At 67.5% G+C, this 23,404-nt stretch carries 14 protein-coding genes; 5 read left to right on the top strand and 9 right to left on the bottom strand.

Annotation, left to right across the window (positions count from 1 at the left end; genetic code table 11):
• Nucleotides 1-2 precede the first annotated feature (2 nt).
• The 3 genes from WC815_10775 to WC815_10765 are packed head-to-tail and all read right to left on the bottom strand — an operon-like array spanning nt 3 to nt 8,091.
• Nucleotides 3-3,671 carry a UvrD-helicase domain-containing protein gene (locus WC815_10775; GenBank protein MFA5909251.1) on the bottom strand — a complete coding sequence of 1,223 codons (3,669 nt, stop codon included), beginning with the start codon at nt 3,669-3,671 and terminating at the stop codon, nt 3-5.
• Complete coding sequence (locus tag WC815_10770; GenBank protein ID MFA5909250.1) at nt 3,668-6,946, bottom strand: PD-(D/E)XK nuclease family protein; 3,279 nt, start codon at nt 6,944-6,946, stop codon at nt 3,668-3,670. Before WC815_10770 ends, WC815_10775 begins: the two co-directional genes overlap by 4 nt.
• The gene (locus WC815_10765; GenBank protein MFA5909249.1) at nt 6,943-8,091 is read right to left on the bottom strand and encodes a Fic family protein; all 1,149 of its coding nucleotides are present in this window, start codon (nt 8,089-8,091) and stop codon (nt 6,943-6,945) included. Before WC815_10765 ends, WC815_10770 begins: the two co-directional genes overlap by 4 nt.
• A 140-nt stretch (nt 8,092-8,231) precedes the next feature.
• On the opposite strand from WC815_10765, the gene WC815_10760 reads away from it, so the two are divergent.
• From WC815_10760 to WC815_10745, 4 genes are read left to right on the top strand one after another with little or no spacing between them, the layout of a single operon-like run.
• Nucleotides 8,232-9,278 carry an HlyD family efflux transporter periplasmic adaptor subunit gene (locus tag WC815_10760; GenBank protein MFA5909248.1) on the top strand — a complete coding sequence of 349 codons (1,047 nt, stop codon included), beginning with the start codon at nt 8,232-8,234 and terminating at the stop codon, nt 9,276-9,278.
• Entirely contained in the window at nt 9,278-10,258 is a 981-nt protein-coding gene (locus WC815_10755; GenBank protein ID MFA5909247.1) for an ATP-binding cassette domain-containing protein, read from the top strand. Before WC815_10760 ends, WC815_10755 begins: the two co-directional genes overlap by 1 nt.
• 9 nt (nt 10,259-10,267) lie before the next feature.
• Nucleotides 10,268-11,380 carry an ABC transporter permease gene (locus WC815_10750; GenBank protein MFA5909246.1) on the top strand — a complete coding sequence of 371 codons (1,113 nt, stop codon included), beginning with the start codon at nt 10,268-10,270 and terminating at the stop codon, nt 11,378-11,380.
• Nucleotides 11,377-12,021, top strand: a complete 645-nt coding sequence (locus WC815_10745; GenBank protein MFA5909245.1) for a CerR family C-terminal domain-containing protein — start codon at nt 11,377-11,379, stop codon at nt 12,019-12,021. Before WC815_10750 ends, WC815_10745 begins: the two co-directional genes overlap by 4 nt.
• Here WC815_10745 and WC815_10740 read toward each other — a convergent pair.
• From WC815_10740 to WC815_10730, 3 genes are all read right to left on the bottom strand, one after another.
• Entirely contained in the window at nt 12,006-13,859 is a 1,854-nt protein-coding gene (locus WC815_10740; protein ID MFA5909244.1) for a M48 family metalloprotease, read from the bottom strand. The genes WC815_10745 and WC815_10740 overlap by 16 nt on opposite strands.
• A 6-nt stretch (nt 13,860-13,865) precedes the next feature.
• Nucleotides 13,866-16,283 (bottom strand): hypothetical protein, encoded by a 2,418-nt coding sequence (locus WC815_10735; protein ID MFA5909243.1) that lies wholly within the window; start codon nt 16,281-16,283, stop codon nt 13,866-13,868.
• Between the two features lie 132 nt (nt 16,284-16,415).
• Nucleotides 16,416-19,358 carry a M14 family zinc carboxypeptidase gene (locus WC815_10730; protein MFA5909242.1) on the bottom strand — a complete coding sequence of 981 codons (2,943 nt, stop codon included), beginning with the start codon at nt 19,356-19,358 and terminating at the stop codon, nt 16,416-16,418.
• A 157-nt stretch (nt 19,359-19,515) separates the two neighbouring features.
• Here WC815_10730 and WC815_10725 point away from each other — a divergent pair, with 157 nt between their 5' ends.
• Nucleotides 19,516-20,604, top strand: coding sequence for a hypothetical protein (locus tag WC815_10725; protein ID MFA5909241.1), 1,089 nt, complete (start codon nt 19,516-19,518; stop codon nt 20,602-20,604).
• A gap of 57 nt (nt 20,605-20,661) precedes the next feature.
• Here the strand turns inward: WC815_10725 and WC815_10720 are convergent, their stop codons facing one another.
• The 3 genes from WC815_10720 to WC815_10710 are packed head-to-tail and all read right to left on the bottom strand — an operon-like array spanning nt 20,662 to nt 23,399.
• The gene (locus WC815_10720) at nt 20,662-20,868 is read right to left on the bottom strand and encodes a hypothetical protein (GenBank protein MFA5909240.1); all 207 of its coding nucleotides are present in this window, start codon (nt 20,866-20,868) and stop codon (nt 20,662-20,664) included.
• Entirely contained in the window at nt 20,858-21,388 is a 531-nt protein-coding gene (locus tag WC815_10715) for a nucleotidyl transferase AbiEii/AbiGii toxin family protein (protein MFA5909239.1), read from the bottom strand. Before WC815_10715 ends, WC815_10720 begins: the two co-directional genes overlap by 11 nt.
• A 25-nt stretch (nt 21,389-21,413) precedes the next feature.
• The gene (locus WC815_10710; protein MFA5909238.1) at nt 21,414-23,399 is read right to left on the bottom strand and encodes an alpha/beta hydrolase domain-containing protein; all 1,986 of its coding nucleotides are present in this window, start codon (nt 23,397-23,399) and stop codon (nt 21,414-21,416) included.
• Between the last annotated feature and the right edge of the window lie 5 nt (nt 23,400-23,404).

Genomic DNA, 23,404 nt, shown 5'->3' with positions numbered 1-23,404 from the left:
GATCAGATCTTCAGTATGAGGCCAGTGGCGGGCTTTCCGGTGGCCGTGGTGACCGCCTCGACGTAGAGCGCGACCTGGCGCACGTACGCGTCCTGCGCGGTCGCAATTTCGATGTCGGTCTTGAAGTCGATCACCATCCAGCCCTGATCGGTCTCGTACGCCAGATCGACCTGGCCGTCCACGATCTGCGGCGCGCCGCCGCTGTCGGCGATGCGAAGCGAGATCGGCGCCTCGCGCCACACCGGGCGGCCGGCCTTCTCCGCCGCCCGCGCCTCGGCCAGGCGCGGGTGCTTCAGCACGGCGACGGCGATGGCGCGCGCGGCCGCCTGCTCGTCGTCGCTCGATCCCAGGAGCTTCGCGTGGAGGGCGGCCAGCTCCGCGACCTCCTTCGCCTTGGCGCTCAACGGCACCGACGCCAGCAGCGCGTGCACGAGCGTGCCGAACCGCTTGCCGGATGGGCGCAGGCTCTTGATCGCCGCATCCTCGAGCACTACGTGATGAGCAGAAATGATCTGCGCTATCTGCGTCATCTGCGGCCCTGGCGTATCGGCCTGCGTCATCTGCGGCCCCCTTCGACTCGGCCCGACCTCGGGTCCGGCCTCGCTCAGGGCAGGCTGGTGCACGTCGGCCATCTGCGTGGGAGTCGTGACCACCATCGACGGCGCGGAGCCGGCGGCCCGCACGGCTTCCCGCCGTTGCTTCCACTGGTCGTACCGCGCGCGGTCGGCGGCCACGTCCGCGGGGCTCGCGTCCTTGGAGATCAGATCATCACGGCGCAAGCCGCGCGGGTCGTCGGCCGGGACATCGAGCAACACCGGATCCCACCACACCACTGAGTACGCCGCCTGCGATTCCGGATCGATCAGCTCATAGGTGCCTGGACGCACGGTCGAGGCATCCGGCTGCTGGCCGTCCGGCCGGGCCTCGGGTATCACCGTGTCTTTGCCCTTGAAGAGCGGCACGCCTCGTCTCGGTGACGGCGATTGTCGCTGTTCCCTGGGTGGATAGAGCGCGCGGTTGAGCGGCCTGACCCAGCCCTTTTGATACGGGCCGTCGCCGACCGCCGGCACCACCAGCACGTCGCGGGCGCGCGTGGCCGCGACGTAGGCCAGCCGCACGCCCTCCGCTTCATCGCGCCTGGCCTCCTCGTCGTTGTGCTCGAGCAGGTCGAGCGGCGACCAGCCGCCAATCGAAACGGCGCAGAGGCCTTTGGGCGAATCCAGGTAGCGCGACGCTTTCTCCTGGCTCAACTTGCAGCCGATGTCGGCGAGGATCACCACCGGGAACTCGAGGCCCTTGGCCTTGTGCACCGTCATCAGGCGCACGCCTTCACTGCCTTCTTCCAGGATCGGCGCCTCGGGCGCGTCGGCCCGGCCCGACGCTTCGTGCAGCAGGTCGACGAAGCCGCGGAACGACAGCCCGCCTTCCATCTCGTAGCGGCGGGCCATGTCGGCGACGTGCAGCACGTTGGCCAGCACCTGCTCGCCACCGCGCCACAGGATGAAGCCGGCATGCGCGCGGGTGATCGCGATCAGCCGGCCCAACGTGTCGGCCACCGGCCGGTGGTTCCTCGTCGCGTGCAGTTCCCGCAGTTGCCCGAGCGCCTGGGTCACGGGCTGCAGGCGGGCGGGCAGGTTGTCAGGCACGCGATACGGGTGAAACACCTTCGCGGACGCGTGGTACTCGAGCAGCTCTTCCTCGCCGATGGCAAACAGCGGCCCATGCAGCGTGGCGTAGACCGACAGCTCGTCCTCGGGCCACTCGATGGCGGTCAGAGCGGTGCGAACCGCATCCACCTCTTCGCGCTCGTGAAACGTCTTGCCGCCCACGAGCAGGTGCGGGATGCCGCGCGCCTCGAACGCTTCCACGTAGTCGCGTGTCACGTCGCCGCCGTAGTGCATGAAGCGGCGGAAGAGCAGGCAGATATCGCTGGGAACAATGCGCCGCCGGGTTTCGGGGTCGTCTCGGGTCGCTCCCTCCGCCTCCGCGCGCAAAGGGCCGGTGGCGGCCTGCGGCCGCGAAGACGGGCGTTCACCAACGCTCCAGGTACATTCAGGCGAGAGCAGCCACTTGACGAATTGGCCGATCGCCGGCGGCTGTGAGCTGGCCAGCGCGCCCTGCGTGACCTCGCGGCGGCCGTAAGGACGCGGCACCGGCAGCGCCACGATCGCCGGTTGTTCGGGATGGTCGGGGCGCTTGCCCAGCAGGCTGACGTAGTCGGCCTGCAACGCGACGCGGTCGCCGTCCATGTCGTCGCGAAACGCCGCGTTCACGAAATGCTGGATGGCGGGCACGCTGCGGAACGAGGTCTGCAGCGTCACCGGCGTGGCGCCGGCGCGGCCGAGCTCTTCGCTGATCCGGCGATAGGCGCCGACGTCGGCGCGGCGGAAGCGATAGATCGACTGCTTGGGATCCCCGACGATGAAGAGGGCGCCGGGGCGGAGGGCGGCGCGTTCGGTCCCGGCCAGCAGGAGGAGCAATTCGGCCTGCAGCGGATCGGTATCCTGGAACTCGTCCACCAGCAGCACGCGGAACCGCGTCCTGAACTGCGCCCGGACCCCGGCATCATCGCGGACCAGGTCGCGGGCCTTGATCAGCAGGTCCAGGAAGTCGAGCGCGCCGGCCTCCTGCTTGCGGTCCTCGTAGCGGCTCAGGCACTCGCGCATCTCCTCGTGGAGCAGCGCCGCCAGGTCCGCATCCGCCATGTCGCGAAAGGCGCCGAGGTCCTGCAGCAACTGCGCGTGCGCGGCCACCGCCTGGTCGCGCGTCACGCCAACAGCGAACGCCGCGCCGGATCCTTTCCGCGGACGGCCGAAATCGCGATTGTCGGCCAGGCCGACGAGCGCGGCCTCCCAGCCGTCGTACACGGATTCGGGCACCATGTCGCCGACCATCCGCCGCTGCCGCTCGATCTCGGTGCTGGCGGCGCGGGCGGCCTTGGTGTCGCCCGAGAAGTTGTCGCCCTTCTTGAGCGGCCGCGCGGTCATTTCCGCGAAGGCCTTCAGCTGCTCGCTGAGGGTCTTGACGGCCCGGTGGCGATCGTACGAAGGCCGCGACCACGGCGCAGTGTGGTCGCGCCACTCGCGCAACTCGCGGGCGGCGCGGCGCAGGCGTTCGATGGGCCCGTTGGTTTCCTCGTCATCGGGCCGCCACCGCACGGGTCGCCTGAGCGAGCGCCGGACGCCTTCGCGCGGCTTGCCGAGCTGGTCGTGGAGCCAGGTCGTGAACGCGTCGTCGAACAGGCGATCGGCCTGGGTTTCGGTGAGGACGGTGAACGCCGGATCCACCCGCGCCTCCACCGGCCTCTCGCGCAACAGCTCGGCGCAGAAGCCGTGGATGGTGCTGACGTGCGCTTCTTCGAAGTCGTAGATGGCGTCGGCGAGAAGGGCCGACTCCGGCGTGCCGGCGGCGTGACGCGCACGCGCCCGTTCGAGCTCCTCGCGCAGGCGCAACTTGAGCTCACCGGCGGCCTTCTCGCTGAAGGTCACCGCGACAATCTCACCGATGCGGGCGCGCTGGTTCTCGATCAGCGCGACAATGCGGCCGACCAGCTCGGTGGTTTTGCCGGTGCCGGCGGCGGCCTCGACCACCATGGTCTGGTCGAGGGCGGTGGCAATCAACTCGCGATTCTCGGCCCTCGGCTGCGCCCGCGGCACGCGCGTCTCGCTCATGGCAGCTCCCTCAGCGCGTCGAGATCCGCGAACAGCGCCACGTCCTTGCGGCGGGTCCGCCGTTCTTCGTCGCGGCCGCACACCGCCTGGAAGTCGCACATGGCGCAGGCGTCGGTCGCCGGGCGGGCGGCGAGCAGCCCGCGCTCGATCGAGCGGTCGATGACCTCGAGCACTTCGAGCCCGGCCTTCCGCGACTCGCCGAACAGCGGGATCTCGTGCGAGCTGAAGTTGCCGATGCTGGTGCAGAAGAACAGGCGGCTGGCCGCGACCGATTCGTTCGGCATCAGCGCCTCGAGGGCGAGGCCGTACAGGATCGGCTGCAGCAGCCGGCCGCCTTCGACCATGGTCTGGCCGCTCTTCGTGCGATTGCGGCCGGTCTTGTAGTCGGTCACCCGCAGCAGTTTCGTTTGCCGGTGGCGCTCGATCAGGTCAACGGAGCCGCGCAGCAAGAAGCGGTGGTCCACGAGCGCCGGCGTGGGCGTGCTGTGCTCGTCGCGATCCAGCGTGTCGGCGAGCCCGAACGCAAACTCGAATCGCTCGGGCGTCCACTCGACGCCCTCCTCGACCAGCAGTTCGAGCCAGTGCTTGAGGTCCCGGCTGATCGCGGCGATCTCGTCGGTCCAGACCCTCTCGATGGCGGGCGCCAGTTCGTCGCGTTCCTGGTTGCCGATTTCCGTGATGGTCTGATCGAGGCGCCGCTGCGCCCCGGCCAAGGCGTCCGCGGTCAGCGGCAGCATGCCGGCGGCCTGCAGCTTTCTGAGCGTTGCCGCCTGGAACATGTGGATCAAGCTCCCGCGCGTCAGCGGGTCGAGTTGCTGCAGCGGCGCCGGCACTTCGAGCGGGGCCAGCCGATACACCGCGGCCATCAGGAATTGGTACGGGCAGGCCGAGAAGCGCTGCAGCGCCGTGAGCGAGTACGGGCGCGCGCCGAGTCGCTGCGCCGCCAGCGCCGACGCGGTCGTGGCCTCCACGTTGCGGACCAGTCCGTCCGCAACACCCCATTGCTTGCTGTGGTACCGCAGCCATCGCGACGTGAGCGACCGGCGCAGCTCGGGACTGAGCTCGTAGAGGTAACGGGCACGGCCCTTCACCGCTCCGGAGCCATCATCGAGGAGCCGTTTCATGGTGGCCAGGTCGTGTTCGAAGTCGTCGATGGCCGCGCCGGGGTCGCGCGGGGCCGGCCACGCGAGCGTCGAGGCTCCGGCCTGGAACGCGCGGGCGCCCAGGCTCGACGCCGCCGGGATCACGCCTTCGATGGCGCGCACGAGGTCGAGCACGTAGAACGACGGCACGCGCGGGCGCGATTCGCTGAGCTCAATGCGCGGGAACGAGACGAAGAGCCGGTCCGACGCCGCGCCCACCGCGAGCGTGAGCTGCAGACGCTCGTCGGCGGCGCGCGTCGCCTGGGTGGCGAGCGCGGTGCCGCTGAAGGTGCGGCGCTCGTCCGGCAACAGCGCATCTTCGCGAATCTTTTGCGGGAACATCCGCTCGGCGAGGCCGGGCACGAACACCACGCGGAACGACCGGCCGCGCGCGGCATGAGGAGTGCCGACAAACACGCGGCCGTGCCGGCGTCGCGGTGGCTCGTGGGTGAGCGTCGACAGGCGCGGGGTCAGCACGTCACGGACCTCGCGGAGCCGGACGGGGCCGATCGCCGACAGCGGCGCCAGTTCCTGGAGCATCCGCAGCACGCGGGCGGGCTGCGCGATCACGCGCGGCGCCAGGCGGCGAATGGCGTCGAGCCAGTCGCCCCACACCTGTTCGGCGGGCCAATCGGCCATCTCGGCCAGCACGGGTTCCGCGAACGATCGCAGTGCGCGCAGTTGTTCGCGATCACGGGCGAGAGCGCGCGCCCGGGAGCCTTCCGAGTCCTCGGAGTTCACTTCGGCCAGCTTCCGCTCGTACTCGTTCTCGAGGCCGCGGAGACGATTCCGCCATCGGTCGAGGCCGCTCATGACAGCCGCTTTGACGATGAGCGTCTCCCACCGCCAGGGGGCGCGCAGCGTGCCGGCGACGTCGCGGTCGGTCTCGCCTCTCAGGCTCGCCGCGCGGGCCTCTTCGTCGGGCTGCGTGTCTTCGGCGCGATCCTCCGGCGTCAGCACGGCCTCGACCACTTCGTCGGCCGGGGGCGACCACTGGTCGGCGTTGCCGGCGTCGTTGAGCGGGACTTGTCCGAGCGAGACGTATTCGGCAAACCGGCGCGCCGACAGCTCCTCGTCGGCGCAGGCCAGCAGCGCGAGCAGGGCGCGGCCTGCCGGGTCGGGACGGCGGGTGCCGCGATGGAACCAGGCGGGAATGCCGGCGCGATCGAGCGCATGTTCCATCACGCCCAGGTAAGTCTGCGGCGCGCGCAGCAGCACGGCCATCTGGTCGAACGGCACCCCGCGCGCGGCTTCCTGCATCAATCGCCGCGCAATCTCGACGGCCTCGCGGCCTTCGCCAGGTGCGGAGAACAGCGTCACCGAATCATCCGTGGTCGCAGGGGCCGGCGGCTCGGTGGCAAACAGGTTGCGCTGAAGGGCGGACAGGGCGGTCACGGGTGCCTGAGGTGCCAGGGGTGCCAGGGGTGCCAGGGGTGCCAGGGGTGCCAAGGCATCAAGGGTCCGGGCATCACCGGTTGGAATCGTGACGATGGCCGAGCGCGCCGATGCGATCAGCGCGAGAGCAAACCCGGCCTCTGCTTTCGACGTGATCGCCACATCGAGCAGCACGATGGTCCGGTCGCTGAATAGCCCGGGGGTCGTCGTGATCTCTTCGGTGGCCGTCGCCAGCATCGTCGCGTAATCGACGGCGCCGGCTTTCTCGCGTTCCTCGACGCTGCGCTGCAGGAGCGCCGTCAGGTCGTCGCTCGCCGGGTGGCCGTTCAGGTGGCCGGGCTGCACACCCGACATCCGCAGTTCGGCGAGCGTCCGGCTGAGCGCGCGGGGGAAGCCCGGCATGTCGGCGACCGGTTCGAAGTAGTCCAGTTTGTGGCGCTTGAGCAGGTCATCCGCGACGCGGGCGGCGACGGCCTCGTCGCTGAGCGGCGCGCTGGGCGTCAGGCCGCGGCGCGCCAGCGCCGGCACGGCGAGTTTGGCCACCAGTTCGGTCAGGCCGGCCCTGGTCACGCCGAAGGTGGCGCCGCGATCGGCGGCGAGCCCGAACGCGAATTCATCGGCGGCGGCGCGGCTGGACGCGACGATCAGGATCGGTGGCTCGACAGCCAGCAGTTGCGATCGAGCCTCGGCGAGGCGGACGGCTGTGGAGGGTGAAACGATCGGCGCAACTGCGCTCATAGCGGCGCCATGCCCGGCAGAAAAGTTTCGGTTAGCGTGAAGGGATCAACATTGGTCGGCGCCTCCCATGCGGCCCGGCCAATCTGTTCCACCAGTGGAGATGCCGTATAGAAGCGGCCACGCTTCTCGCCAGTGGGTAATAAGAGCTTCTGGTCGACCAACACTTTCAGGTCGCGACTCGCTGTGAGTTCCGAAATGTCTGCGGTCTTTCGATAAAGGGCGTTCCTGACTTTGTAGCCAAGAGCAGCGTCGCTGAGCGCGAGCAGCATCCGGTCGGGCAGGCCTCGCTTGTTGATCTCGATCTCAAGGCTGTCCCACAGGCGTTGGTAAATGCGGCTCCACCGGACCAGCCGTGTGGCCTGTCGATAGTGCGCGGTGAGACAGAACCGGACCCAGGGCCGTGCATCGCGTTCGGGGTGCCACGCCCCTGCGCCCACCTGGCCGAGTACGTCGTAGTAGGCCTGCTGGTTTTTCCCCAAATACTCTTCGATGCTACAGAACGACGGGGCGAGGATGTTCTGGCGCGCGAGCACGAGGGTTTGGACGCAGCGACCCATGCGACCGTTCCCGTCGGAGAACGGATGGATCATCACCAAGTTGAGGTGTGCCATTGCGGCACGGACGAGGATCGGCGCGTTGTCGATCTCGTTGAGCGAATTGACCAGTTCGTGCATGAGGCCGTTGACCATGGACTCGGGTGGGCCTTCGTACACGGTCTCGCCGCTGGCGTCGTTACGTACGTAGATTGGTCCCGGTCGCCACTTGCCCGGATGCTTGGGCAGTTCATGCTGGAGCATCATGAAGTGCAAGCTTCGGATGAGTCCGCGCGAGAATGAAAAGTGAGGGTCGTCGGAGAGTTGGAGGACGTACGTCATCGCGGACTGATAGCCGGTGACTGCCAGCCAGGCTTCGCTCCCGGCCTCTAGCGGTTCCTCGTTGTCGACCGCCGCGATCGCATCGTCAACAGTGACGTGAATGCCCTCGATGCTGTTGGAGCCTTGCACCGCCTTGGCCTGCACGATCCGGCGAATGCTGACAGTCCAATGACGGGCGGCCACGGCGTAACTAAGGGTTCGCCGGACTTCGTCGATCCTGGCGAGGACCTCCTGTTCCTGTTCGTCTAACACCGGTGTTTTGAACAACATAAGGCCTGCCCATGACGGATAGTGTGTTTCATTCACCATCCGAGATAGATATTATCTATCATTGAGCTGGCCGATGTATAGCTGAGATCAGCGCTGGACTTGACTGGTGTCAAACAATTGTTTTATACATACGTTTGACCATGGCCAAACGTCTCCTCATCCTTGCCATCGTGGCCGGCGCCGCCTACGGCGCGTATTACGTCTACTCGCAGCCGCCCACCGCACTCGTTCTCACCGGCATCGTCACCACACACGACGTGGTGGTGTCGCCGCAAATCGGCGGCCGGCTGGCGCGGTTGAACGTGAAGGAAGGCGACACCGTCACCAGGGGCCAGGTCGTCGCCGAAATCGAGCCCGCTGAACTCGCGGCCGAGCGCGCCTACTACGACTACAGTGCCGAAGGCATGGCCTCGCAGGTCCGCGAAGGCGAAGCGGCGCTGCGGTACGAAGAGAAGCACAACGCGGATCAGATCAAGCAGGCCGAAGCCGCCCTCACCACCGCCGAAGCCCAGCGCGCCGCCGCCGTGGCCGACGCCGAACGCGCCAAGGTGACGTTCGACCGCACCCGCGAGTTGTTCACCGCGAAGCTGGCGCCGGCGCAGACGCTGGATGATGCGCGGACCACGTTCGAGGCGGCGCAGGCGCGGACGGAGTCGCTGGCCTCGCAGGCCAACGCCGCGCGCGAGGCGCTGAAGTATGCGCGCGCCAACGCCGAACAGGTGGCCATCCGCCGCAACCAGATGCAGGCGAGCCAGCACCAGCTGGCCGCGGTGGGCGCGCAGCGGGCCAAGGCGGACGTGCGGCTCGGCTTCGCGCACGTGGTCTCGCCGGTGGACGGCATCATCGACGTGCAGCCCGTTCGCGAAGGTGAGATGGTCAGCGCCGGCCAGGCGATTGTCACGGTGATCAACCCGGACGACTTCTGGGTGCGCGCCGACATCGAGGAAACCTACATCGATCGCGTGAAGATCGGCGACACGCTCACGGTGCGCCTGCCCTCCGGCGAGGAGCGGATCGCCACGGTGTTCTACCGCCGCGCCGACGCCGCGTTTGCCACGCAGCGCGACGTCAGCCGCACCAAGCGCGACATCAAGACCTTCGAGACCCGCCTGCGCGTGGACAACAAGGACCGGCGCCTGGCCGTGGGCATGACGATCTACGTGATGCTGCCGCTGCAGGGGGCGTGATGGCCGCCATCGACGTCCAGGACATCCGCAAGACCTTCGGCGACTTCACCGCCGTGGCCGGGGTGTCGTTCCAGGTGCAGCCCGGCGAGGTGTTCGGCCTGCTCGGCCCCAACGGCGCCGGCAAGTCCACGCTGATCCGCATGCTCACCACGCTGCTGCCGCCGTCGGGCGGCACCGCCCACGTCGGCGGCTTCGACGTGGTCAAGGACGCCGACGGCGTGCGGCGGGTGATCGGCGTGATCCCGCAGGCCATGACCAGCGACACCGAGCTGAGCGTCGAAGAAAACCTGCTGATCTTCTCGAAGCTGTACGGCGTGCCGCGGGCCAGGCGGAAGAAGCTGATCGACGACTTGCTCGAGGCCGTGGACCTCACCGAATGGCGCGACAAGCAGGTGATGTACCTGTCGGGCGGCATGCGCCGCCGGGTCGAGATTGCCCGCGGCCTGGTGCACGAGCCGAAGATCTTCTTTCTCGACGAACCGACCACCGGCCTCGATCCGGTGTCGCGCGTGGCGGTGTGGGAGATGATCCGGAAGGTCAAGCACGAGCGCGACCTCACGGTGCTGCTGACCACCCACTACATGGACGAGGCCGACAAGCTGTGCGACCGCATCGCGATTGTCGATCACGGCAAGCTGGTGGCGCTGGACTCACCGCTCAAGCTGAAGGCCTCGATCCCGAGCCAGAACCACATCGAGGTCAGTTTCTCGTCGGTGCCGTCCGGATGGGAGGCGAAGCTCACGTCCCTGCCCCACGTCCAGTCGGTTACCAGTGACGACCACGTGTTCCGCATCGCCACCTCGAACGGGCCGGCCACCACCATGGCCCTGGTGGCGGCCACCGAGGCCATCGGCCTCGCCGTGCTGTCGCTCGCGGTGAAGAGCACCACATTGGATGATGTGTTCGTGCACTACACCGGACACGACCTCCGCGACGCCCTGCAGGATCCGGCGCCGCGGCAATTCATGCTGCGCAGGTAAAGGGACGCCATGCACCGCACCTGGGCCATTGTCGAACGCGAGATGCGGCGCTTCCGCCGCAGTCCCTTCCTGATCATCATGTCGCTGGTGTTTCCGCTGATCCAGTTGATCGTGCTGGGCTACGCCTTCGGCGGCAACGTCAAGAACCTCACCATTGCCGTGGTCGATCAGGACGGCGGCGTGCCGGCGATCAAGATCCGCGAGCTGGCCGGCGCGGTGGCGGCCAACGCCAACACCTTCCACACCGTGAACTACGCCGATGAGGGGCAGGCGCTCGACGCCCTGCGCGCGGGCCGGGTCAACGGCGTGCTTACCATCCCGCCGGACTACTCGCGGCGCGTGCTCTCGAACCGCGAGCCGCGGCTGGCGATCATCCAGGACAACACCGACAACTTCGTCGCCGCGACCATGGCCGGCTCGATGTCGAGCCTGGTCGCGGCGCTCGAGCCGCGCACCCACCAGGAGCGCACCTTCACCTCGACGCGCCTCGACCTCGTCGAGCTCTACCCGTACGTGCCGTACGTGCAGTATCTGCTGCCCGGCTCGGTGGTGATGTCGATCTTCATGATGGTGATGATCGGCGGCGGCATCATCTTCATCGACGACAAGGCCCGCGGGCTGCACGAGGGCTACCTGGTCACGCCGATCAAGCGGCTCGAGCTGATTGCCGGCTTCAACATCTCCGGTACCATCAAGGCGGTGATGGCCGGATTCGTGCTGATGACGATCGGGTCGCTGATCGCGGGCGTGCCGGATCCCTTCGAGCCCATGCGCCTGTTCCGGCTGTTCGTCGTCATCAACATTACCGCGCTGGCGCTGGTCAGCATGATGTTCCTGATCATGGTGCGGGTCTCGGATCCGCTGATGCCGCGCGCCATCTTCGGCGTGCTCAACACGCTGCTCTACTTCCCGAGCGGCGCGGTCTATCCGCAGCAGGCGTTCCCGGGGTGGATGAAAGTGATCGCGGTGATGGATCCGTTCACCTACGCGGTGCACGCGTTCAAGAGCCTGCTGCTCAAGAACACCGGCTTTGGCGCCATCAGCTACGACCTGGGCTTTCTCGTGGTGTTCTCGATTGTCGCGATGACGTCGGCGACGCTGCTGTTCAAGAGGACACTGTGAGCGCCGACACGCAAGACCGGTTGATCAAGGCGGCGGCGGTGCTGTTCGCCGAGCAGGGGTTCGACAACGTCACGGTCCGCGAGATCTGCAAGGCCTCGCACGCCAACGTCGCCGCGGTGAACTACCACTTCGGCGACAAGGCCGGCCTTTACCGCGCCATCATCAAGTACGCCATCGCGGTGATGATCGAAACCAACGAGCTGTCGCAGAAGGCCGGCGAGGGTCTCTCGCCCGAGGACCAGATCCGCGAGTTCGCGAAGGTGTTCGTGCGGCGGGTGACCGGAGACGGCCCCAACGCGTGGATCCACAAGCTGATGGTCCGCGAGATGGAGCAGCCCACCGAAGCCCTCGACCTGGTGATGAACCAGGTGATACGGCCGCGCCTCGACTACCTGAGCCGCGTCGCCGGCGCCATCATGGGCCTGCCGCCCGAGGATCAACGGGTGAGGCGATCGGTAGCGAGCCTGCAGGGCCAGGTCCTGATGGCGGCACGCAAGGTGCCCGCGCCGCTGGCGAAGACCTGGGGCGGGGTGGCGCCGGACCTCGACGCGCTCGCCACGCACATCGCCGAGTTCTCGATCGGCGGCATGCGGACAATCGCCTCGCGGGAGCCCGCCAACGGCGATCAGCGTCCGCGATAGCGAAGGCTGTTGCCGATCAGCTCGAACGCCGGCGCGTACTTCGTATACATCGCATCCGGCCCGTAGTAGCTCACCACCGCCATGTGCTGCGCGTAGTCGATGACGACCGTCATGTGGCTGAATGGAACGGCCCTCGCCTGCGCCTGCAGCGCGTAGGTGCCGGTGACGATGGCCGTGGTCTGGCCGCGCGAGGTCTCGCCGGTCCGCGGCTGCTGGACCCTGGCGCTGGGCCGCTGCATGAGACTGCCGTAGATCTCCTGCGCCACGTCGAGAATCGTCGCCCCTCGCGCCTCGGCTTTCGGGATCACCTGGAGTTCCACCGACACCTCGTAGGCCTCGGTCCCCTTGGCGCCCTCGAAGACGATGGTCCCCGACTCGGTCTTGCGCGCACCCCAGTCGGCGGGAATCTCGCCGGTCAACGGCGTGCCGTCGATGGCAAACTCCCGCGTCGCGCCCGCCGGTGGCGCCGGTGACGCCGGCGGCGGCAGCGTCGCGGCCGGTTTCAGGAGCCCCACCGCGTCATCTGGCGGCGGCAGCGCCGCCATGCGCGCCTTCATCCTGGCAAACGCCGGCGACGCCACCTTCGCCGGCCGGGCCGGAAGCAGCGTGCTGTATTCGGTGACGCTGTGCACGCGATCGATTGAGAACGGGTGCGTGCGCATCATCAGGTCCCAGGAGCTGCGCGATGAAGGCGACATCGACTCGAAGGTGCGGAACATGCCGACCAGGCCATCAGGATTGAACCCGGCGTCGTAGGCGATGTGCACGGCCAGCCGATCGGCCTGCGCTTCATTGTCGCGGCTGAAGGTGAGCTGGCCGAGCGGGTTGCCGGCCTCGAGCATCTTGGCCAGGAACTGCGAGAACCTGCTGTTGGACTGCTTCAACTCCGCGACCTGCTGCTGATCGAGCGCCTGCTTGGTCTGCGCCTTGGCCACGTGGTGCGCCACCGAGTGCCCGATCTCGTGCGCCAGCACGCCGGCGAGCTCGTCTTCGGTCTTGGCCGCGTTCAGGATGCCGCGATACACGAAGATGTAGCCGGGCGTGGTCATCGCGTTGACGGTGGCGCTGTCGAGGATGAAGACCTCGTAGTTGGTCGGGAACTGCTTGGCGTGGGCCACCAGCGCCTGGCAGAGGTCCCGCACGTAAGCGGTGATGGTGGCGTCCTTGATCAGCGGCACGCCGGTCGTGGAGAGTTGCTGCGCGTAGCCGAGTCCCCACGCCAGTTCCTGCTCCGGCGTGGCGAGGTTCTTGGCGCCGCCGCCGGGGTTCTCGGCAATTTCGTAGTACTGGGCAAACAGGTCGCGGGCGCCGGCGAGCATCCTGTCGGCGTCCGCCTTCTCGGCCGCGGGCAGTGGCGTCTTGCTGTAGCGCAGCCACACGCGCACGGCATCGGCGTAGCGCTGCATGTCCTCGTGGGCGGCGGCCATCCCGACGATGGCGCGGCGATTGGCCGGCTCCTTCTTGTAGATCTTCTCGTAGCGCTTCAGCGCATCGCCAGCGCGGTGGAGCTTCAGGTAGGCATACGCGGCCGCGAAGACGTAGTCCTGCACGTCGTCGCTGGTCTTCTTCTCGGCGGTGCGCAGGTCTTTCTCGGCTTCTTTCCATGCGCCCTGGCTCACGAACACCAGGCCGCGGTCGTAGGCGGCCTTCGCCTCGGCGACGTCCTTGGGCTTCCTGGCTTGCAACTCGCCCGGGATGACAATGGCCGCGGCCTGCGGCGCCAGCACCTTGTCGAAGTAGGCGAGACGCTCATCCGCGCCGAACTGCAGCGAGGCCGCAAGGAATAGCACCGTCAGGATTCGCGCGATCATCATGAACTCCGTCAGTAAGCCGGGCACGTCGCCCTACTTGTTGCGACCCTGCGCCAGGCGGATGCGGAACAGGTGGTCGGTCACCGCCTTGTCCACGCCGCACACGCTCAGCCGATACGTGTCCATCGGCGGCGCGTCCCGGCTGCAGCCGAAGGCGTCCAGCAGGCAGAGGCCCTTTGACACATCGGGATTGCAGCCCTTCCCGAGCGGCTCGTAGTTCCGGTTCATCTGCCGGCACAGGCAGGCCAGCAACTTTTCATTGTCGATGTTCCGCAGCACGGCTTGGAGCTTCAGCGGCGTCAGGCTCTGGAGTTCGCGGGCGACGCCCTTCTGCCGGTCTGCCTTGATGCGCGCCAGCGGCCGGGAGAGCCAGCCACACCGATCGATTCTCTCGCCCAGCGCGTCGTAGTAGGCATTGGCGCCTTCCTGAATGTAGGTGCACGCCAGTTGCTGCACGCCGAGATCCATCATGCCGTCGGAGCTGCACTCGGTGCCCGACCGCTGCCAGCTCCGGAACTCGCGATTCACCTGCACGTGCAGTGCCGCGTATTTCTTGAAGCGTTCGATGGCCTCGTAGCAACTGTCCCAGAGCTTGTTCCAGGTACGGCCTGTGGTGCGGCCTTCCGGCCAGACCTGCTTGTCGAGCGCGGTGCCCACACAGAACTGGTCGCTCTTGCCGTACGCCTGCCACGCCCGCGACAGCGCCTCGGTGTGATTCGCTGCCGCGGCCTCGGCCTTTTGCCAGGTATCGAACTGCTTTAACAAGAACTTGTCCGCCTCGGCATCGGTGATGTTGCGCTCGGCGCCGGTGCGCGGGTCCACGCCGGAGCCGAGTGAACGCATCACCCGCTTTGTCGCGAGCAAGGCCTGGTTCGTGAAGCGGTACTTGGGGTCGAGGTCGTAGTCGCCCTTGGGGTTCTCTTTCCACGCCGCGTACATCGCGGTGACCTCGCCGTCAGCGACGTAGGTCTGGGCGGCGACCGCACCCTCGTTCATGGCCAGCAGCGACGACTTGACCAGCGCGAACTGGGGCGACATCGTGGTCGCCAGGTTCAGCACCAGTGTCTGCATGGCGTCGCGCACTTGTCCCTCTGACAACTCGCCGGTGGCCGTTCCGAGGTCGAGGGACATGCCGGTGGTCAGCGCCTCGACGTACTTCGGTTGATCCTTGAGGACGATCTTCAACTTGTCGATCACCATGTCGCGCTGGTGGTCCGGGATGCTTCGCAGGTAGGTCTGCAACCAGCTATGGCCGGCCTTGCTCAACTTGCCGAAGTGGGCGGGGCCTTCGACTTGCGTCAGGAGGTTCTTGAGCACGAGCGTGGTGATGGTCGCACTGGCCTGCTCGTACTCTTCGGCGCCGACCTGCTCGCCGAGCGCCGTCAACATGCCGTAGTGGTCAACGACACGCTCGGTGATGTCCTTGGCGATGGCCGCGCCGCTGCCTTCGGGCAGCTTGAGCGCGCCGAGCATCGAGGTCGTCAGGTCGGTCAGGCGGCCCTTGAGGTCGGGCCGCTCGCCGATGACCGCGTTGATGCGCCGCGCGTCCTGGATGTACCCCTCGATTGACGCGTTGCACTGGCCGGCAGGCTGGGCCGGCGTCCATGACACGCCCGGCGCCCACGACACACGCTGCAGCATCGGCTTCGGTACCGGCGGCGGCGATGGCCGGGCCGGGGCAATGCGTGGCGCCGGCACGATGCCGCGCAAGTAGCTCCCGATCGGGTTGTCGTCGAGCGTGCCCAGCAACCGCTTGACCTCCGCCGCCCCGTCGGCGGGAGCCTCGCTGATCGTCAGGCCGCACGACTTCGCGCTGGGACAAAACACCAGGGTGCCGACCGTCAGCTCGCTCGTGCCGCCGCAGCCCTGGTGGACGAGCGAGACGGTCATGCGCGAGAAGGTGACGTAACGGTACGTGACGTGGTGCAGCGGAATGCGCACGATGCCGGCCGCGACGGGCAGTTCCGTCGCCTTTCCGGTGTTGCGCAAGGTGCGCGGGATCAGGCCACCAGCGTAGTACTCGCGCTGGCCGATTTTGACGCCGGCTTCGTCGAACAGTTCCACGCGAATGAACACGGGTTGCGCGTCTTCGTCGCTGGAGCGAAAGACGACGAACGCATCCAGGTAGGCATCGTAGGCCTGCACCTTCGCCGCGTCGAACGAGCGCGTCACCGACACGGGGCGGCATTCGCCGTTACCGGGAGCCGCGGTGGTGCGCAGGGCCTCGCCGATCCCCGAGGGGGAAGGCATGATCGAGGCGGTCAGGACCGGGTTGGTGTTCGAACCGCCGTCGGCGCGCCAGCGATCGAGGGCGCCGGGGCCCCAGCTCTCGACGACAGCCGGTCCGGCCAGGGTCTCGGTCTTGGGGGCCTGTCGCACCGTGCCTGCGGCAGTGGCAGCGGTGGCGGTGGCGATCAGCAGGATGAAGAGCGGATTTCGCCGGGATTGCATGACTCACCCTCGACGGGTGGAAAGCAAGAAGATGGCCAGCCGGGGCAACAACGAAATCGGCCCCAGCGGGGCCGATTTCGCGTCAATTTCCCGAGGTGTTGCTGAAATTCCCTGACGGGATGGGGATTCCTTCTATTGCTGGCCGGAGGTCGTGGGCGACTGCGGTTCGGCCTTGCCGGCGTCGAGGTCGTTCCAGTTCATGAGGGCGTTGAAGCCCAGCGAGTAGGTGCCCTGGGTCTGCCACCGCCAGAACGGGCGAATGGCGAACATCACCACGTGGCCTCGGCCGAGCGGCACATCCACCAGCGCGGCGCGGTTCGAGAGGAACTGCCCATTCGCCAGCGTGCCCGACAGCAGCATGTCGTTCGGGTTCTGCGGGAACGACATCACCACGCGCGGGCGCGATTCGTCGAAGGTGACGCCGGCCTGGCGCGCCCGGTTGCGGAACTCTTCCGCCGCGTCGGCTTGCGGCCGCTCGCCGGCCTGGGCCGCCGCCTCGTCCGCCTCGAAGGGCGAAATGTGCACGGGCGTGGCGTTCGGCGTGACGTTCTGGCCAAGGCCGGCGTTGGCCGGGCCGCCACCACCACCGCCGAAGCCGCCAAACCCGCCGGGACCACCGCCTCCCACGTTCAACACCGGTGACTGGTTGAAGTACACCGGCAGATCGGCGTTGTCGTAGCCGTAGGCGAGCGGACTCTTCGCATCGCTCCACTTGCCGCGAAGGATCGAGCCGCGCACGAACAGCTGCGCCGGCGTCTCCACCGTGACACCCGTCGTCACCGCGTAGGCCGGGAAGATCGTGGCCGTCGATCCTTCGGTGATGAGCGTGCCGCCGTCCTGGACGAACTTCGCCAGGTTCATCAGCCCTTCGAGGCCCATGCCGCCGCGGATGTCGTCGGACTGATCCACGAAGGCAAGGTTCGGCGTCTTGTCGGTCTTCTTGTAGGGCAGCGGGGCCTTGCCGGTCATGGCCATGCCGTTGACCTGCGACTGCGCGGTGCCGCCGACGTGCGGGAAGATGATCACGTCGTACTTCGACCGCAGGTTGGGCTCGCCTTTCAGCCTCTGGTCGGCGAAGTAGGTGTAGGGCACGCCGTAGGTGTCGAGGGCGGCGCGGACCCAGCCTTCGTCCTGCGTGCGCGTCCAGCTGTGGATGTAGCCGATGCGCGGGATGTCGAGGTCGTGCGTCTTGACCGACGGCGCCGCGGCCACGGCCCACGCCGACAGGCCGAGGTCCCGCAGCATCGGCTCGAACCTGGCGCGATCGGCGTTGGGCACGATCAGCGCGCCGGCGCGGAACTTCCGGCCGTTCAGCTCGAAGTCCTCTTCGGCGGCCATCATCCTGACATCGGCGTTCTTGAAGCGGAACGTGACGAGGTTGTTGTCGGCGGTGTGCTCGACGACAAGTGTCGCGCCGGCACCTTCGATGCCGCCGGCGGCCTTCACCGGGTCGGTGACCTTCGTCATGGGCTGCGTGAACACGCCCTTGTCGTTGACGGTCGCCATCTTGATGTTGCGCATGAACTGGAACGTCCAGCCGGTGTCGTCATAGGGACTGGGGTTCTGCGGCGGATAGTTCTGCACCGAGAAGTACATCTCGGCCAGCGTGCGGTACGGCTGGTCGCCACGGACCACGTAATCGCCGGCGGCGACGTTGACGTTGCCGGCCTTGAAGGCGCTGCCGGCGCGGTGAATCTCGAGGCCCTGGCGCATCAGCTCGTTCACCGCGTCGGCGGCGTCGGCCTTGCGGCGCTGGCCGGCGGGAATGATCCACGCGTTGATCGGGCCGTCGGTGCCCTCCGCGATCGACCGCTTGTTCTTCAGCCAGTAGTTCTCGAGGTAGGTCTCCTTGTTCTTCGCCACGTGGCTGAGGGAGAAGAGCACGGCCGACTGCTGGATGTTGGTGTTGTTGCGCGGCCCCCACTTGATGAACGGCAGCGGCGGGTTGGGCCGGAACCATTCCTTGCTGGTGGTGGTGGCGCCGGGGCGCACCTCGTAATTGTCGGGGCCGTAGCTCTGCACCTCGTAGAAGCGGCCGACCGAGTTGTGCGAGTGGGCGATGAAGAACATGTAGTTCGGCACCCAGCCGTCGTAGAAGCCGTAGGTCCACACGCCGGGCACGCCGCGCTTGGTCATTTCCATGACGTCGTTCTGCGCCAGCTGCCACCACTCGCTGATCACGATCGGATCGAGCGCGTCGTTGTAGGGGCCGGTGCCGGTGGACGAGTAGAGGTAGGTCTGCGCCTCGTGCAGGTCGTGCATGACGGTCGGGTACCACTGCAACTGCGTGCGGGTCACCGCCTTGGTCAGCTCGAGGAACTGGCCCATGCCGTCGCGGTTGTTGTCGTGCTGCACGTACTTGCCCCAATACATCAGCGGCAGCCGGGCGTCGCCCTGGGCGCGGGTCTTGTTGAAGTAGTAGGTGTCAACCTGCTTCTCGCGGCCGTCCACTTCTATCACCGGCGTGATCAGCGTGATCACGTGGTTGCGGATGTTCTGAATGAACGGCGTCTCCTCGACGATGAGGCGGTAGGCCAGTTCAACCAGCATTTCGGGCCCGCCGTTTTCCGGCGAGTGGATGCCGCTGGTGAGGTAGTAGATCGGCTTGGCGGTCTTGAGCAGGGCCTGGGCCTGCGCGTCGGTGGTCTTGCGCGGATCGTTCAACGCCGCCAGCTGATCGCGGTACTTCTCGAGGTTCTTGATCGTCGCCTCGTCCGCAATCGCGAGCGCCACCATGTCGCGGCCCTCTTCGCTCGTGCCGATCTTCCAGTAGCGGGCGCGGGGCGACACCTTCGCGAGCTGCTCGTAGTAACGATGGATGTCTTTGGCGTAGGTCAGCTCGCCGGGCTGGCCGACGTAGCGGCCCAGGAACTTGAGCGGCGACGGCACGGTGTCGGACGCCGGCAGGTGATCGACCAGCTCCGTGGTGATCCGGGGATCCTGGAGCGCTTCCTTGATCTTGGCGGTGTACTCCGCGTCGATTTTCTGGGGTGAGGCCTTGGACTGGGCGCTCAAGGCCGTGATGGCGCCGGCGGCCATGGCCACGGCCGCCACGCCTGCGATGAATCTCTTCATTCGTCCTCCGAAGGCCAGTATAGGCCCGAGGGGACACCTTCCACGGATCAGGACACCCGGCAGCGGAATTCGACGTGAAAACCGGCGTAGAATGCCGGTTTCCGCCTGTTTTCGCACGGCACGGCCCTTGCTGAAACGACGGCAGGGAGCAATGGCAATGGAGTTCAACAAGCTGGTCTTCGCGGGATTGTCGATTGGGTGCCTGGCGGCGGCAGCCGGCGGGTCCTACCTGGCGGTCCGGCAGAATCAGACATCGGGTGCCTCAGGTGCCTATGGTGCCTCGGGGGCCTCGGGGGCGCCCGTCGAACCTGCTGCGGTTGCGACGCCAGGGGCGCCTGTCACCGAGTCCGAAGGCGTGATCGCCCCGGAGGCCCCGCGCCCGAACGCTCCCGACACTACGCAGATCAGCCCCGCGCCGAGCACGTCGCGCCGGATGCCGGCCATCTCGAGCGCGCCGGCGACCTCGTCGCGCGCGGCGGCCTCGCTGCCCGCGGTGCCCTCGCGTACGCCGGCGCCCGTGCCTGAAGCGACGATTGCCTCGTCGAATCCAGCGCCCCGTGAAGAAGCGCGCAACACGCCGTCCGGCGGGACGATGTGGGAGTCGCGCGCCCCGGTGCAGCCGTCGGTCCCGGAGTACCGCGAACCCGAACCGCCTGCCCTGAGCGAGCGGTCACGCGAGTCGAATGGGCCGGCACCACCGCCGCCGCCCGCGCCGGAATTCGTGGAGGTCACGGTGCCGTCGGATGCCGTGCTCGGCTTGCAGATCGAGCGCACGGTGTCGAGCGAACTGGCCCGCGTCGAAGACAAGGTTGACGCGCGCGTCACGCGCGACGTGCGCGTGGAGAATCGCATTGCCATTCCGGCGGGCTCGACCGTCCGCGGTTCGGTGACCGAAGTGGACAAGGGCGGCCGCATGAAGGGCAAGGCGCGCCTGGCGATCCGGTTCCACACCATCGTGCTGGCCGACGGCACGCAGCTCGCGCTCAAGAGCGACCCGGTCGTCCGCGAGGGGCAATCGCCCGGCGGTGAAAGCGCAGCCAAGGTCGGCGGTGCGGCCATCGGCGGCGCCATTCTCGGCGCCATCCTCGGCGGCGGCAAGGGCGCGGCCATCGGCGGCGCGGTCGGCGCCGGCGCCGGCACCGCGGCGGCCATGAGCAACGACCGCAACCCGGCCACGCTGTCGGCCGGCACTACGGTGACGGTGCGCATGCAGGCGCCGGTCACGGTGACGGTGCAGAAGGAATAGTCCAGATCGGAAGGGTCAGGCGAGAATAACACGCGTGCACGCGCGACCGGTTGATCGCTAGGTGGTCTCGAGGGAGAACGGGCGCCAGCGATCTTCAGCCAGAGGCCGCCGATCGAGAGCCCCCGGGCCGACGATGTCAGCAATCTGCGTCCAGTTCAACTCGAACCACGATGGCAGGTCGGCGCGCAGGCGTCGCTGTGCCTCCACGTCGGCCGCAGTCACCGGCAGATCCCGATCGAGATCGAACAGCAACTCAGCGGCCATGCGTCAGCTGCTCCCATCGATCGGACAGGCCCGCTTTCACGAAGTAGCCACGCGCCTCGACACCGTCCGTTCCTGGGAGCGACAGCAAGTAGGCGATGTCCGCCAAGTCTTGTAGCGCGCGATCGGGTGCGTTCTTCATGGCTTGCACTTTCATGGCAATCAAGTGCTCGGCCCGAGGAACCAGCACTGACCGTCCCGCCGGACCTGGTAACGGTCGCAGGGACGCAAACAGCTGGCGCGCCGTACCGCCATCCACATAGATGAAGTCCAGACGCCCCCACTGCGATTCGGGATGGCGATGGTTCGAGAAACCCGTGGATCGGTAGAGCGTGACGTAACCGGCCGCCTCCAATCCCGACACCACCGTGTCTTGCGCCGCCGCTTCGGTGACAATGTCGAGGTCCAGGGTCATGCGCGGGTTGCCGTAGGCAGACAGCGCCACGCCGCCGGCAACCGCCCACTGCCAACTCCCCGCGGCCAGCACGGTGCCCACACGATCGAGCGCCTCCCCGAAGTTCACTGGTCGAATTCTGGCACAACCGGGGCTATCGCAGGACGCTGCTCTTCTCAGCCTGCGCCACCAGCTTTTCCGCGTCGTCCGGCAACAAGAACCGTTCGGCCACCGCTCGCGCCGCGGCAGCCTTGACGCGTGCGACGTACGCGTCGTGCGTGACGTAGCGTTCCTCCAGTGACAGGCGTGGATCGCCTGCGGCCACGCGTTGCGCCTTGGTCCTGGCGAATGGAATGAAGCCGCCGCCAAGCGCCTGGATGTCGCCCTTGAAGAACCCACGGGCGATGGGATTCCAGCCGGTATAGGTGCCGAGCGGCGCCTCGAGCAGCACGCTGCGAACCCCAGCCAGTTCGTTCCCGTCAGCATCCACGCGAGGCACGAGCATCGGCAGCGTCTGCCGGACGATGGGCGGCTGCACCGAGACGACGCCGGAGACATCGGCATTGCGGAAGCCGGGCCCGAAGTCGTACTCGTAGAACGGCACGATCACGCCGTCGGGGAGCGAAACGCCTGGAATCAGCGGAAACCCCAGGGCCGCCTGCGTGGGCGGCACCAGATCACCGCGATCCCATCGCGGATAGCGGCTGGGGGGCGGTGGCGCGTCCTTTACGACCCAATCGACGAGTGCGTGCAGCAGCGCACGATTCGTATCGGCAGAGGGGTTCGGGTTGGATGCCAGCTGGCAACACGCATCGATCGGCACATCCACGTTGAACCCGCCTTGGCCACCGCCGTGACGGGTGCTCGGCGAGTAATAGCGCCGGGCGTTGGCCGGAAGCGGAATGTCCCGGTCCGCGCGCGTGCCGACGAGGTTGGGCGAGGCCCTCAACGAGTAGAACTCGGCCGAGCCGAACGTCTCGACAATGCGCGGGCACGTCCCGGTGGCCTGGCACCGCGCCAGCAGTCCGCCAGCCTGACGGCCCCGCGCCTGATCGGCGTAGTCGCTCCACCACAACACGCCCTCGCTGCCCGGCTCGAACATCTCGGCCGCGCCGCTCGGTGCGCTGAAGCGGATGTTCATCGCCAGCTGACGCGCCGCGATGTTGGGGTTCATGCCATCGAACACGCGGCGTCCGGCCTCGTCCTGGTTGAAGCCGAGGTGCAGCAAGCTCCTTAGGTAGTTGCCCGACTGGGAGTTGCCCTGCGCGATGGTGTGACGGACCGCCGCGGCCAGCGGATTTCCGGTGGAGCCGTGGCGCAGGAACGCAATCAGATCGCGGGTGGCGGCGAAGCCGATGCCGTGGACCGGTGGATCCTTGGCGATGTAGGTCAGCTCGTAGAGCGACGCCGGATCGAAACCGCCCTTCAGGCACACCTTGTCGGGCGCCGCGCGGCCTGGAAACGGGGTCGCGGAGCAATCGGCAAAAGCCCACTCGTCGGCGCGCAGGGGCACCCGGCTGCCGGCCTCGGACGCGCGGCGCGTCAGCGTCGCCTTGGTGGTATCGAGGCTCGCCGGCGTCGCCGTGCCCGTTACCCGGCCACGAATGATTGTCTGCGTGTTGGATCCGGCGGGAGCGTCGGCGATGCGCGACATCACGGGCCCGGTGATGCTCGAGCCATCCGCGTGCTTGGCAATGGGCGTCACCAGCGTCTCGATGCCCGCGCCAGCAGCAATGTCGGCCTGCCATCCATTCGCGACCAGCACATGGCCCTGCGAACGGAAGTCGGCGAAGTAACCGCCACCCTCGATGCCCGCTCGTCCGCGGTTCGGTACCTGATAGACGAGGACGCCGGTAACGCCCGTCATGTCCACAGGCTTCAGGATGGTGAAGGTGGCCGAATACTCGACCTGGCCCCGCGCGTTGCGGGGTGCGTGCTCGATGTCGGTGATGACTGCGTTCAGCGGGTGCCGCGCGTCCAGCTCGCCGTAGAAGCGGCCGGTCAGCTTCTCGTAGGGCCGGCCCTGGTTGGCAAACGCCTCGCGTTTCTCGACCACCAGCTTCACCACGTCGGCGTGGGCGGCCGAGCCGAACAGGACTACGCAGGTGGCGAGGCAGAGCGACCGGAGGGTCAGATGCACGGGCC

Source organism: Vicinamibacterales bacterium, from assembly GCA_041659285.1.
In the GTDB taxonomy this organism is placed as follows: domain Bacteria; phylum Acidobacteriota; class Vicinamibacteria; order Vicinamibacterales; family UBA2999; genus 12-FULL-67-14b.
Note: the sequence above shows the minus strand (reverse complement) of the source record. Positions and strands in the feature narration are given on the sequence as shown.